11 protein-coding genes are annotated in these 12,341 nt (G+C 59.3%); 9 read left to right on the top strand and 2 right to left on the bottom strand.

Features of this window, described 5'->3' with window-relative positions:
* Nucleotides 1–14: 14 nt before the first annotated feature.
* The 7 genes from ACFFT4_RS03850 to ACFFT4_RS03820 all read left to right on the top strand — a co-directional run bounded on the left by ACFFT4_RS03850 (nucleotide 15) and on the right by ACFFT4_RS03820 (nucleotide 7,128).
* Nucleotides 15–476: a DIP1984 family protein gene (locus ACFFT4_RS03850; RefSeq protein ID WP_378045226.1), complete on the top strand. Its 462-nt coding sequence runs from the start codon at nucleotides 15–17 to the stop codon at nucleotides 474–476.
* A 272-nt stretch (nucleotides 477–748) separates the two neighbouring features.
* On the top strand, nucleotides 749–1,534 hold the full coding sequence (locus ACFFT4_RS03845; RefSeq protein WP_378045224.1) for a nucleotidyltransferase domain-containing protein: 786 nt from the start codon (nucleotides 749–751) through the stop codon (nucleotides 1,532–1,534).
* Entirely contained in the window at nucleotides 1,531–2,757 is a 1,227-nt protein-coding gene (locus tag ACFFT4_RS03840) for an RtcB family protein (RefSeq protein ID WP_378045222.1), read from the top strand. Before ACFFT4_RS03845 ends, ACFFT4_RS03840 begins: the two co-directional genes overlap by 4 nt.
* Nucleotides 2,758–3,088: 331 nt before the next feature.
* Nucleotides 3,089–4,519, top strand: a complete 1,431-nt coding sequence (locus ACFFT4_RS03835) for an RtcB family protein (protein WP_378045220.1) — start codon at nucleotides 3,089–3,091, stop codon at nucleotides 4,517–4,519.
* A gap of 7 nt (nucleotides 4,520–4,526) precedes the next feature.
* The gene (locus ACFFT4_RS03830) at nucleotides 4,527–5,828 is read left to right on the top strand and encodes an AAA family ATPase (protein ID WP_378045218.1); all 1,302 of its coding nucleotides are present in this window, start codon (nucleotides 4,527–4,529) and stop codon (nucleotides 5,826–5,828) included.
* 24 nt (nucleotides 5,829–5,852) lie between these two features.
* Nucleotides 5,853–6,581, top strand: a complete 729-nt coding sequence (locus tag ACFFT4_RS03825) for an NAD-dependent protein deacylase (protein WP_378045216.1) — start codon at nucleotides 5,853–5,855, stop codon at nucleotides 6,579–6,581.
* A 322-nt stretch (nucleotides 6,582–6,903) separates the two neighbouring features.
* The gene (locus ACFFT4_RS03820; RefSeq protein ID WP_378045214.1) at nucleotides 6,904–7,128 is read left to right on the top strand and encodes a cold-shock protein; all 225 of its coding nucleotides are present in this window, start codon (nucleotides 6,904–6,906) and stop codon (nucleotides 7,126–7,128) included.
* Nucleotides 7,129–7,150: 22 nt separating this feature from the next.
* On the opposite strand, the gene ACFFT4_RS03815 is transcribed toward ACFFT4_RS03820, so the two are convergent.
* Both ACFFT4_RS03815 and ACFFT4_RS03810 read right to left on the bottom strand, forming a co-directional pair.
* Nucleotides 7,151–8,515 (bottom strand): sensor histidine kinase, encoded by a 1,365-nt coding sequence (locus ACFFT4_RS03815; RefSeq protein ID WP_378045213.1) that lies wholly within the window; start codon nucleotides 8,513–8,515, stop codon nucleotides 7,151–7,153.
* Complete coding sequence (locus tag ACFFT4_RS03810; protein ID WP_378045211.1) at nucleotides 8,512–9,198, bottom strand: response regulator; 687 nt, start codon at nucleotides 9,196–9,198, stop codon at nucleotides 8,512–8,514. The genes ACFFT4_RS03815 and ACFFT4_RS03810 overlap by 4 nt, the downstream gene beginning before the upstream one ends.
* Before the next feature lie 341 nt (nucleotides 9,199–9,539).
* On the opposite strand from ACFFT4_RS03810, the gene ACFFT4_RS03805 reads away from it, so the two are divergent.
* Nucleotides 9,540–11,129: a helix-turn-helix domain-containing protein gene (locus ACFFT4_RS03805; protein WP_378045210.1), complete on the top strand. Its 1,590-nt coding sequence runs from the start codon at nucleotides 9,540–9,542 to the stop codon at nucleotides 11,127–11,129.
* An 83-nt stretch (nucleotides 11,130–11,212) separates the two neighbouring features.
* Nucleotides 11,213–12,244, top strand: a complete 1,032-nt coding sequence (locus tag ACFFT4_RS03800; protein ID WP_378045209.1) for an ABC transporter substrate-binding protein — start codon at nucleotides 11,213–11,215, stop codon at nucleotides 12,242–12,244.
* Nucleotides 12,245–12,341 lie beyond the last annotated feature (97 nt).

Here is a 12,341-nt window from a genome sequence, read left to right as displayed (position 1 = left end):
GAGCACGATCCAAGATGAAATTGGCGGAAGCGCTCGTCCTGCGCGCCGATACCCAGAAGAAAGTTGCGCAGTTGAGACAGCGGCTGGAGAGAGTCGTGAAGGTTCAAGAGGGAGAAAGTCCTGCGGAGGACCCGTCGTTCCTGCTTCGAGATTTGGAGCAAACGCTGGACGAACAAACCGCATGGATTCGCAAAATCAATCGAACGAACGCATTAACTGCTTTCGACGAGGGGCTCAGCATTTCGGACGCTCTAGCGGAGCGGGATCGATTGATGCAGTATCGCAAGCTGTTAGGCGACGTGCTTGAGCAAGCTTCGATCAAGCAGGATCGTTTCAGCCGCTCCGAGGTGAAGTATGAACGGACGGTCGACGTCGTTCAGATCCAGGCTCAGGTCGATACCCTGTCGAAAGCCTATCGCGAGTACGATTTTCGCATACAGGAGCTGAACTGGCGGACCGATCTGTTCGAGGATTAGCCGCGAAGGTAGTCTCTCCAGGCGAAGGCGAGCGCAACCCGCCAACGGGCAAGTTGGACCTTCCTGAATAGACGCCGGGCCATGTCTATCCCTTCATGAATGAGCCCAGAAATGTAACAAGAATGCGCCTAAGCATGGAAGTAAAACGTACCGCTTAATGTGACGACCGCGCGCTGATTGGCCAGGGGAGACGAGGGCGGGGAAGGGGATTGCGACTAATTCTCTGAAAATTTTCATTCAAAAAAGATTCGTTATTCATAGAGGTGATACAAATGGAAGCTATACGTCACACGATAACCGAACAGTTGGAGCGTCTGGAGAGCGAGGAGCAAGTTCGTATTCTGTACGCCTGCGAATCGGGCAGCCGGGCGTGGGGCTTCCCTTCCCGGGACAGCGACTACGACGTGCGGTTCGTCTACATTCGCAAACCGGAATGGTATTTGTCGATCTTCGACAGGCGGGACGTCATCGAGCGCCCGATCAGCGACAAGCTCGACATCAGCGGCTGGGATTTGCGCAAAGCGCTGAACCTGTTCCGCAAGTCGAACCCGCCGCTGCTCGAATGGCTGCAATCGCCAATCCGGTATGCCGAGACATCCGGGGTCGCAGAGCGGCTTCGCCGGATTTCTCCGCTGATCTTCTCCCCGAAATCCTGCATGTACCACTACCTCAACATGGCGCGAGGCAACTACCGGGAGTATTTGCAGGGGGAGCGGGTGCGAATCAAGAAGTATTTTTACGTCCTGCGGCCCGTTCTGGCCTGCGAATGGATCGAGCGATACGGCGAAATGCCGCCGATGGAGTTCGATACGCTCGTTGAAAGACTGATCCCGCGGTCGGGAAGCTTGGGGGAGGCGGTGGCGGAGCTGCTGGCGCGCAAAAAAGCGGGCGACGAGCTGGACATCGAGCCAAGGCTTGCCCCGATCAACGATTACTTGGAGAAAAGGCTGCAAGAGCTGGAAAACTCGGCCCTCGAGATGAAAACGGCCGACGCGAAGCTGGGAGAACAGCTGGACGATTTGTTCCGCTCGGCCTTGATAGGAGAGATAGACCAATGACATACCAAATCATAGACGGCGTGCGGGTGTGGGGGGTTCCCGATCCCGGCGCGCTGTCCCAAGCGAAAACCTGCGCCGAGCACGGCAACGTCGTGCAAGCGCTGCTGATGGCCGATCATCACAAAGGCTACAGCCAGCCCATCGGCGGCGTTGTCGCGTACGAGGGCCAAATCTCGCCCTCCGGCGTCGGCTACGACATCGCCTGCGGCAACAAGGTGGTGCGGACGAATCTGCTCGCTGCGGACATCAAACCGATTCTGCCGGCCGTGATGGATCAGATCGCAAGAAAAATATCGTTCGGCGTCGGGCGCGTCAACAGCGAAAAGGCGGATCACGAGCTGTTCGACGATCCCGACTGGAGCGTGTATGCGTCGATCGGGAAGCAGGAGCACGACAAGCTGAAGGCGCTGGCCCGGGATCAGCTCGGCACGGTCGGCAGCGGCAACCACTATGTCGATCTGTTCGAGGAACCGGAGACGGGCCGCCTCTGGATCGGCAATCATTTCGGGAGCCGGGGCTTCGGCCACAAGACGGCAAGCGGATTTCTGAATCTGGCCGCCGGACGCGATTTTCTGGCGAACGCGCCGGGAGAGAAGATGGATCAGCCGCCCGTACTGCTCGATCTGGACAGCGAGCTCGGCGATATGTACTACCGGGCGATGAAGCTGGCCGGCCGTTACGCTTACGCCGGCCGCGATTATGTCATTGCGCAGGTGTTGTCGCTGTTGAGCGCAAGTGCCGATTTCGAGGTACACAATCACCACAATTACGCCTGGAAGGAAACCCATGCCGGCAGGACGGCGATCGTCGTCCGAAAGGGCGCAACGCCGTCCGCTCCGGGCCAGCTCGGCTTCATCGGCGGCAGCATGGGCGACATTTCCGTGATCGTAAGAGGGAAGGACACGGACGAGAACCGCGATTCCTTCTACAGCACGGTGCATGGAGCGGGCCGGATCATGAGCCGTACGCAGGCCGCGGGCAAGATGAACTGGAAAACCCGCAAGCGCAGCGGAGGCCAGATCACTTCCGAACAAATGAAGCAGGCCATTCGCGACTTCGGAGTGGAGCTGCGCGGAGCCGGTACGGACGAAAGCCCGTTCGTCTACCGGAAGCTGCAGGAGGTACTGGATGCTCATGCCGACACAATCGAGGTTCTGCACGTGCTGAGGCCGATCGGCGTTTGCATGGCCGGCGCCGACGAGTTTGATCCGTATAAAGACTGAGCTAAAGGGATATTGACAAAACTTCCCTGCTCCGTATATGATAGTCACTATCTTATTAAGAAAGGAGGCCGAAGGACATGACCGCAATGGACATTCGCCGCAACGACGTCAAGCCGCAACCGAATATTTCGTTCATTGTCCATCGGCCTCTACGGGCCCAAGCCAAGGAAGGAGAAAGCTAACGCCCCCGCCGGTAACGGTTCGGGAGGGACGTCAGTCTTTCGTTTCATGTGCGCAGAAGACCGTAAGCGATGAGGCTTGCGGTTTTTTGCATTTTCTTTTTTTGATTAATTCATGAATAATGGAACATAGAAAGGAATTTGAATGGTTTATGGAACAAAATGTTAACGGGCTTTATTATCGGCGAATCGATCTCCCGGCCGGGGATCTTCACGTATTCGCCCACGACGATCTGTTTTATGCCATGGGAGCCAAGGTGTTCGAAATGGCGAACAACAACCTGCAGATCCCGAATATCCGCTATATGAGCTATACGCCCGACGCCCATGTCGGGGTCGGCACCTGCATCGGCACGACGGCGGTGTGGGGCGCGGAGGACGGCTTCGTCTCTCCTTCCATCGTCGGCAGCGACATCGGCTGCGGGATGCGGGTGCATCTGACGAATTTGCAGGCGGAAGACCTGCAGGATGTCAAGCTTCGCCGGAAGCTGGTCAAGGCGATCGAGAAGCGGATTCCGGTGGAAAATCACGCGCGGGGATATTTCTCCGACGTGTGGCTGGAGGACGTGCTGCGCAAAGGGCTTCACGGCCTGCCGGGCAAATACGTGCCGGACGCCTACACGCCGAGAAAGGCGACTTCGCTGACCCATGTCGAGTGCAGCCGCTTCCGGTTCGACGAGAGCGAGCTGGATCGCATCCCGATGCCGGTATGGCACAGGTCGCATCGTCAGCTCGGCACGCTGGGCAACGGCAATCATTTTATCGAGATTCAGGCCTTGAGCATTCCCGAGGGCAACCGCGCCATAGCGGAGCGGTGGGGCCTTCGGGACGGCCAGGTCGCGGTCATGATCCATTCCGGCTCCAGGTCCTGGGGCGGCGCGGTCAACCAGTATTGCGGCTCGCAGGTCGCCAAGACGATGAGCCGGCTCGGGCTCGGCACGGCCGATCCGAAGCTGGCCTACGCGCCGCTGGACAGCGAGGCGGGCCGGACGTACGCGAATTTGATGTATTCGGCGCTGAACTTCGCGGTAGCGAATCGCCATCTGATGGCGTTCGCCGTTCGCGATGCGTTCAAGGAAACATTCGGCTCCCGGGCGGAAATGACCACGCTCTACGACCTGATGCACAACTACGCCTGCGAGGAGAGCCATGAGGACGGGCCGCTGCTCGTTCACCGCAAAGGCACGACGCGCGCGCTGCCCGCAGGACACGCCGGCAATCCCGAGCCTTATCGCGAGACGGGCCATCCCGCGCTCATTCCCGGCTCGATGGGCACGGCCTCCTATTTGATGGTCGGAGCCCCGGAGGGCTCGCGCAATTACTATTCGATTTGTCACGGAGCGGGCCGGGTCCGCTCTCGCAACGCGACGAAGCAGCTCGTCACGGTGGACGAGTTCGCTTCCTCCCTGCGGGTCGGCCAAGACGACGAGGTCGTGCTGAATCACCGCGCGCTCGAGGCGCTGGTCGACGAATCGCCGCAGGCCTACAAAGATGTAGATCAAATCATAGACAGCGTCGTTCAGGCGCGGCTGGCCTCCGTGGTGGCCAAATGCCGTCCCCTGGCGGCGGTAAAAGGAGTGTGAACCGAGGATGACGATAACAACTGCCCATCTCGCCGCCAAACCTCATTTTCTGGTCAAGTCGACCGAAGCCGGCGAGCCGCTGGATGCCGAAAGCTATTTTAACTATATCGCTGTCGTGCAAGCCATCGTCGATTTTCTGGGCGAACGGTATGGGGACGGCTTCCGTCTCTATTATCAGGATGACGGCAACGAAGTGTGGAACGGGTTGGAGGAGGATCTTCGCGACGGGTACGAAGGAGTGGAACACGCCGCGAGCCTGTTCGATCTGGTCGAGACCGAGGTGTTCGAGTATGCTGCCGACTCCGATTCGCGGCAGGCGGTCTATACGGTTCGTCCGGCCGTGCGCAACAATCTGTTCGTGTACCGCGAGCAGCTCGTCGCGCTGGCCCGAATTCCGAGAGTGACCCAGCACGGCCTCGGCTACGAGGATCTTATTTTCTGCCGCTCGAACGAGGAGCTTGTCCGCTTTCTGGAGGCGTTGAGGGCGCGCAGGCTAGCCGATCCGAAGATCATCGTCTTCACCGATACGCGGGACGGGCTGGAGCAGGAAAGACAAGCGGTCGGGTACGCGGTCGGACGAGACGACGTGTTTATGGAGGATGAGCTGAAGACGCAGGTTTACCGTTCGATCGACGAGTTTTTCTCCAAGGATCGCGCGTTTTTCCAAACCTACGGCCTTCCCTACAAGCGGGGCATTCTGCTGTACGGCAAGCCGGGCAACGGCAAGACGACGTTGGTGAAGTCGATTTCGTCCACGACGGGCGCTCCGGTCGCCTACTGGCAGATTACGGAGTATACGAGCAGCGGCTCGATCAAGGAAGTATTCGACACCGCTTCGCAGCTGGCGCCGATGGTGCTGGTCATCGAAGACATCGACTCGATGCCCGATTCCTGCCGCTCCTATTTCCTTAACACGCTGGACGGGGCGACGTCGAAGGAAGGCATCTACCTGATCGGCACGACGAATTATCCGGAGAAGATCGATCCGGCGCTGATGAACCGGGCCGGGCGCTTTGACCGGGCGTACGAGGTGAAATCTCCGGACGAGGCGATGCGTCTCGCCTATTTGACGCATATCGGCCTGCGGCGACTCGCGAGCGAGGAGGAGCTGGAGCTGGCCGCCCGCGGAACGGACGGATTTACGCTGGCCCAGCTCAGCGAGCTGTACGCTTCGGCTGCGCTGCAGATGCATTACGAGGATAAGGTCGATCTCGAGCGGCTCATCGCCGGGATGAAGTCGGACTACGCCAAGGATCGCAGCAAAGAGTGGATGACCGAGGATCGCTCGCGTAAAATGGGATTTGCCTAAAACGAGAGATGCGGAGGGAACGGGATGGAGTTCGAGCGGTTGAAGGAAATCGTGGCCGAGAGCCGGAATATCGTGTTTTTCGGCGGGGCGGGCACTTCGACGGAAAGCGGAATTCCGGACTTTCGGTCGGCGGACGGATTGTACCAAGCGGCGGGCGGGGGCCGGATCGCTCCGGAAGAGATTTTGAGCCGTGACTTTTTCATGGCTCGTCCGGCCGACTTCTACGCCTTCTATAGAAGCAAAATGCTCTATCCGGACGCCCGGCCCAACGCGGCCCACCATGCGCTTGCCCGAATGGAGGCGCAGGGGCGGCTTGCCACGGTCATTACCCAGAATATCGACGGGCTCCATCAGAAGGCCGGAAGCCGCAACGTGCTGGAGCTGCACGGCTCGGTTCACCGCAACTTCTGCATGGATTGCCGCGAGGCTTACTCCTTGGAAGACGTGCTGGCGTCGAAAGAGGAGTGCCCCCGCTGCGCGCGGTGCGGCGGCATGATCAAGCCGGACGTCGTCCTGTACCAGGAAAGTCTGGATACGGACCTGCTGCAGCGGGCCGCGAATGATATCCGTCAGGCGGACGTTCTGATCGTCGCGGGCACGTCGCTGACCGTCCAGCCGGCGGCCGGGCTGGTCAGACTGTACGAAGGGAACAAGTTTATACTGATCAACAAAAGCGCGACCCCGATGGACGGCGCGGCCGATTATGCGATTTCGGACAGCGTGGCGAAGGTGCTGTCGGCGCTCGAAAAATAACAGGAAGGATACGGCGGTCAGGCGCGGGATTCGCCGACAAACAAGGGCTCGCTCGCGGGAGGCCGCCGAAACATTCGCTATTTCGGGCCGGATAAGGTACAATGGAGATATAGACGCATGATCTCGTTCACATAACGTAGAGGTTATTCTTTTATTCGGTAGCCTGTACGCGATGTGATTTTTATTTTTAATCGATTGGGACGATCATGTCAATACTAACCAAGAGCGCAAGCGTTGTTGGCGGTTATAGAGCTCTGGACGCCCCGAACCAGCCGTTTGGGGCTTTTTATTCGCGACATCCACTCCATAATAGAAAGAGGGAATGTACGTGTATTATTCTCGAAAAAAACCGTTCGAAGAGTTGCCGGAAGAGATGACCGCCGTTTGGATTTGCTCCGGGGAGAACTGCAAGCGATGGATGAGAGATAATTTCACGTTTTCCCTTATCCCCGTATGCCCCGAATGCAATTCCGAGATGGTCAGAGGCGAAAAGATGCTTGCCCTGTTGGAGAATACAAGCCCGAATCAGTCGAGGGGACGGCGCTGACAGAGACCAGACCCCGACGGCGTTAATCCGCAGCCTCCGAGCGAGGCAGCTCCAGCACGAAGGTCGTCCCTCGGCCCGGGCTGCTCTCGGCCTCGAGCGTTCCTTCGTGGGCGAGCGTCAGTTCCCTGGCGATCGCAAGACCGAGCCCCATGCCGCCGCTGTTCCGCGCGCGGGCTTCGTCCGTCCGGTAGAAGCGGTTAAAAATCCGCTTAAGCTGTTCGGGGGTCAAGCCTACGCCGGTATCGGCGATCGCGACTCTGAGCGCCGGACCGTTTTCCCCGTGGGCCGGCGTCTCCCGTACGCTTATCGTTACGCTCCCGCCCTCCGGCGTGTAGCGAATGGCGTTGACCGTCAGGTTGAGCAGCACCTGGGTTATCCGGTTCGGATCGACGCGGATTGGTCGAACCGCCTCTTCAAGCTCCAGCGAGATCCGAACATTCTTTCGTTCGGCATCCGGCTCCAGATGCCGGACGACCCTTCGCGCCAGCTCGGCCATATCCGTCGGCTTCTTCTCCAGCGGCAGCTTGCGGGCTTCCGCTAGCGACAGCAGATGAAGGTCCTCCACGAGGCGCGACAGACGAATCAACTCGTCCTGGAGCGGCAGCAGACTTTCCGGTGCGATAGCTACTCCGGTCTGCTGGATCAGCTCCAGCCTGCCCCGCACGATCGTCAGCGGCGTTCTCAGCTCGTGCGCCGCGTCGGCTACGAGATTGCGGCGGACCTCCTCGTTTTCCCGCAGTTGGGCGGACATCGTGTTAAAGGCGCGAGCGACTTGACCGTACTCGTCCTCCGAGACGACAGGCGCTTGGGTTCCGAGCTCGCCCCGTCCCAGACGGTCGATGGCCGGCAGCAGCTTCCTTAGCGGAGCCGTAATCCTCTTCGCGATCCAGTACGCGGCCGGCAGCGACAGGAGCACGACCAGAACGGTTGCCGCCAGCAACAGGATGGCGGCTGAGGTCGGAATGCCGATTCGCAGTTTGGACAGGTCGGCGATCTCGGAATCGTAATAGCGCAAGTAAGCGATCGTCCGGTCGTCCAGCCGCAGCTTTCGCGCGATTCCCAGGTTTTTCAGCGCTTTCGGGTACGTCGAGCCCAAGATGTAAAGCTCCGTTCCGTCGCTGTCCGTTAACGAAATGCCGACCTCCCGTTTGCCCTCCAGCAAATTTTCATCGAGCCGAAGCTCCCTCACGCCGTCCCACGAATTTCCGTTTTGAACGTAATAACCGACGAACCGCTCCGACAGTTCATCGAGGGTATCTCCCCGGCTGCTGCCGATCATCGCCTCGAACGATTGCTTGGTGACGAAATAGGTAAGCAGCACGAAAATGATGGCGATGGCGACGATGAACGAGACGATTGCGAGATAAATTTTGCGCGTTGCCGTCATGGGCCGACTCCGAACCGATAGCCGAAGCCGTAGACCGTCTGGATGTACCGCGGATCGGCGGGATCGTCTTCGATCTTTTTGCGGAGGCGGCTGATGTGGGCGTCGACCGTTCGTTCGTCGTTCAAAATATCGTCCTCCAGCGCGGCCTGAAGCAGCTGCAGCCGGCTGTACACGATGCCGGGCTTGGCGGCCAGCGCCAGCAGCAGCTTGAATTCCGTCGGCGTCAGAGCCAGCTCCGCTCCGCGTTTCCATACCCGGCATTGCGCTTCCGACAGCGACAGCTCGCCCCGTTCGATCGTCGCCGTCGGAGGATCGTTCCCTTCCACGCGGCGCAGGACGGAACGAATTCTCGCGGCCAATTCGCGCAGCGAGAAAGGCTTCGTGAGATAATCGTCGGCTCCGACCTCCAGGCCGACGATTTTGTCGCTTTCTTCCGCGCGCGCGGTCACCATGATGATGCCCATCCGTCCGATTTTGCGCAGCTCCCGGCACACCTCGATTCCGCTCATTCCCGGCAGCATCCAATCCAGCACGACCAGCGAGGGCCTGGCTTCCCGAGCCTTGCGCAGCGCGTCCGGACCGCTGGAAGCGGCGATGATGCGATAGCCCTCCTGCAGCAGGAAGGTTTTCATGAAGGCAACGACCTGATCCTCGTCGTCGACCAGCAGCAGCGTGTGCGTCACGTTCGCGTCCTCCTTTTCGACGGTCTCGTTCCCTACATTATATAGGTTGCCGCAAGGCATCGGGGAAATTTCACGAAACCCGCAACGCTCCGTCACAAGTCCGCAACATTCCGCTGCTAGTATGGCGTTGGAACAAACTTGACCGCGCACCTTCCGGCTGCGGGCGCTATGCATCCCGTCATCGCGCTGGCGCTGATCGTGCTGTCTCTGCATGTGGCCAGACGTCCCGCCGGAATCTGAACCCGGATTCGGCGCGCCGCCGGGTGCGCGCATGACGGCTCGTCGGGTATAATGAGCTATCGATATTTGCGCGGAGGAGCACGGAGAGGGGAGCGAGCGTAATGGAAGAGATGGCGAGTATCTCTTTGCGGCGGTGCGAATCGCAGACCGAATTGACGGACGAGCGCGCTCACGGTCTGTTTGTCGTCATCGGCGGAATGGGCGATTTGACGATTCGCCACGAGAAGATTCCCGTCTCGATGGGGAGGTGCTATTATGCGGCCCCGGGGGCCAAAGCGACGGCGTTCCCGCATTTCAACAGCCTGGATCTGTATCATATCCGGTTCGACCGATGGAGGAAATCGGAGAACGATCGCCGGGAGCCGATACGGATAGCCGATCTCTCGGAGTGGCTGCCGGAGGGCGAGCTGAATGCGGGGGACGAAGGACGTTATCTGGAGCTGGCGAACGCTCTGCACGGCATCGTCGAACGGGACGAGCTTGCGGTGCGTCGCCGACGCTTGCTGTTCCAGGAGCTCCTCTACGAATGCGTCCGAGCCGCCGTCGGCCGAACTGCGGAGCAGAAGGATTCGCAGGGGGCCGTCCGGCGTACGATTCGCTACATCCAGGAGCATTACCGCGAGGAACTGCACAGGGACGAGCTGGCGAAGAGGGCCAACCTCAGTCCGGAGTATTTTTCGCAGCAGTTCAGGGCCGTTAGCGGGAGCAGTCTCACCGACTACTTGGCCGGCGTGCGCATCGGGCACGTCAAGGAGAGGCTGCTATTCACGGATGAGCGATTGGCGGAGATCGCCAAGTCGGTCGGGTACCGGGACGAATATTATTTAAGCCGCAAATTCAAGAACGTAACGGGAATGTCCCCAAGCGCCTATGTCAAATCCGACAAAAAAATCGTGTCTCTGAACCCGCATTTAACCCGTCATCTGCTTGCGCTCGGAATCGTACCCGCAGCGACCTTGACGTTTCCGTGGGGATTCGGCGACTATCAGAAGCGGATGGACGAGCAGGGCTGCGTCTGCCGAAGCTGGGACAAGGGCTTCTCCGACGAGGAACTGCTGCGGATGGAGCCGGAGCTGCTGCTGTGCATCGACAACGTCTCCCCGGAACGGCTGAGCTTCTATCGCGTCATCTGTCCCACGCTGGTCATCCCCTGGTATTTGTCGGATTGGCGCGGCCATTTCCGGGAAGTGGCAAGGGCCGTCGACCGGCGGACGGAAGCGGGGAGCTGGCTGCAGGCGTTCGCCGCCAAGGCCGACGCAACACGGAATGCCATTCGCGAAGCGGGGGGTGTCGAACGGACCGTCCTCATTTACAATGTGAGGAGCGACGCGGCTTTTGTCTATCGGAACCGCGCGATGGGCAGCCAAGTGATCTACGACGAGCTGGGGATGAGGATGCCCGCCAGCGTCCAAGCCCGGTCGGCCCAAGGCAACTTTATCCCGGTCGAACCGGAGGAAGTGCTTCCCGCATTTTCCGCGGATTGCATTTTGCTTTCCGTAGACAGGTCGCCGGAAGCCAGGCAGCGCGCGGAATGCATGCTGAAATCTTCGGAATGGGCGGCCTACGGCAGTCTTCCCGGCAAGAGCGTCCGCGAGGTGGACATGGCGAGATGGCACGGCTACGATCCGCTGTCCATCTTATGGCAGCTGGAAGATGCGTCCCGGCTGTTCGCCTTACGAGAGTACAAATAAGTTCTTACGCCCGTACATGGAGGGCGTGCGCCCGCTTTGATATGATTCTTATGATAATGAGAATCAGTATCAGGAGGATGAATATGAAGGCAACATCACGTTATCGACTGCTTATCGCAGGGGCTCTAATCGCTCTTCTGCTTCTCGTCGCATGCGGCAAAAACAATGGAACCGAAGCTTCGCCCTCTGCTTCTCCTTCCGCCGAGTCGTCTGCGCCCGCGTCCGCAGCGACCTCGGGGTCCGAGACACCCGCCGCGGATCAGGAAAGCGGCATGAGAATATACGAACACGCCCTGGGCAGCACGGAAATTCCGACTCATCCGCAGCGCGTCGTATCCATTCAATATACGGGGGCCATGCTTGCGCTCGGCGTGAAGCCGGTCGGGGCCGACGACGAATGGTCCGTCTATCCGCTGCTGAGGGAGGAGTGGGCGGGGATCGAAGATGTGGGAGACCCTTGGACGGGATTAAACCTGGAGAAAATCATTTCCCTGCAGCCCGACCTGATCGTCACGCACGTCGAACAGACGTACGAACAACTGGAGAAAATCGCGCCGACGATCTTCATTCCATGGCTGAAATATGACGTGCGCGGGCAGATTGCCGAATTCGGCGACATACTGGGCAAGCAGGAGGAGGCCGCCGAATGGCTTGCCGACTTCGATGCCAAAGTGGATGCGGCCAAGCTCAAAGCGGCTGAACTGATCGGTCCGGACGAGACCGTCGCCATCTTGAACATTCGCCCGAAAAATCAATTCGTCTACGGCAACAGCGCCATGGGAGGCTACGTGATTTATCAGGCTCTCGGACTCAAGGCTCCGGAAGCGATTCAGCGGGACGTGATCGATCAGCAGCTGGCGATGCTCGAAATCTCGGAAGAGGTCATCGGAGACTACGCGTCCGCGGATCACGTATTCCTGTCGGTACTGGAGGCGGACGGCGGCAAGGAGAGAGCGGAGGAAATCAAGAAGAGCGGAATATGGGCCAAGCTGCCGGCGGTTCGGAACGACCGGGTGCACGACCTGGATTGGGACACTTATTTTACGACGGACCCCTTATCGACGCTGAAACAGCTTGATACGTTTATCGAATTGCTGGAGCGTGATCGCGGCTAAGCCGTCTGCGACCCAAGAATTGAAATCGCGATTATACAGCCACACCGACCTTAACCGAGGTTGGTGCGGCTATTTGTGTAAGCTCTCTCTCCCGTCA

Source organism: Cohnella cellulosilytica, assembly GCF_042431195.1.
Classification (GTDB): domain Bacteria; phylum Bacillota; class Bacilli; order Paenibacillales; family Paenibacillaceae; genus Cohnella; species Cohnella cellulosilytica.
Note: the sequence above shows the minus strand (reverse complement) of the source record. Positions and strands in the feature narration are given on the sequence as shown.

Bases quoted from the DNA above. Each gene is read 5' to 3' on its own strand.
- ACFFT4_RS03800 (WP_378045209.1), top strand. From the start codon at position 11,213: ATGAAGGCAACATCACGTTATCGACTGCTTATCGCAGGGGCTCTAATC.
- ACFFT4_RS03835 (WP_378045220.1), top strand. From the start codon at position 3,089: ATGGAACAAAATGTTAACGGGCTTTATTATCGGCGAATCGATCTCCCG.
- ACFFT4_RS03850 (WP_378045226.1), top strand. From the start codon at position 15: ATGAAATTGGCGGAAGCGCTCGTCCTGCGCGCCGATACCCAGAAGAAA.
- ACFFT4_RS03825 (WP_378045216.1), top strand. From the start codon at position 5,853: ATGGAGTTCGAGCGGTTGAAGGAAATCGTGGCCGAGAGCCGGAATATC.
- ACFFT4_RS03815 (WP_378045213.1), bottom strand. From the start codon at position 8,515: ATGACGGCAACGCGCAAAATTTATCTCGCAATCGTCTCGTTCATCGTC.
- ACFFT4_RS03840 (WP_378045222.1), top strand. From the start codon at position 1,531: ATGACATACCAAATCATAGACGGCGTGCGGGTGTGGGGGGTTCCCGAT.
- ACFFT4_RS03845 (WP_378045224.1), top strand. From the start codon at position 749: ATGGAAGCTATACGTCACACGATAACCGAACAGTTGGAGCGTCTGGAG.
- ACFFT4_RS03820 (WP_378045214.1), top strand. From the start codon at position 6,904: ATGTACGTGTATTATTCTCGAAAAAAACCGTTCGAAGAGTTGCCGGAA.
- ACFFT4_RS03830 (WP_378045218.1), top strand. From the start codon at position 4,527: ATGACGATAACAACTGCCCATCTCGCCGCCAAACCTCATTTTCTGGTC.
- ACFFT4_RS03805 (WP_378045210.1), top strand. From the start codon at position 9,540: ATGGAAGAGATGGCGAGTATCTCTTTGCGGCGGTGCGAATCGCAGACC.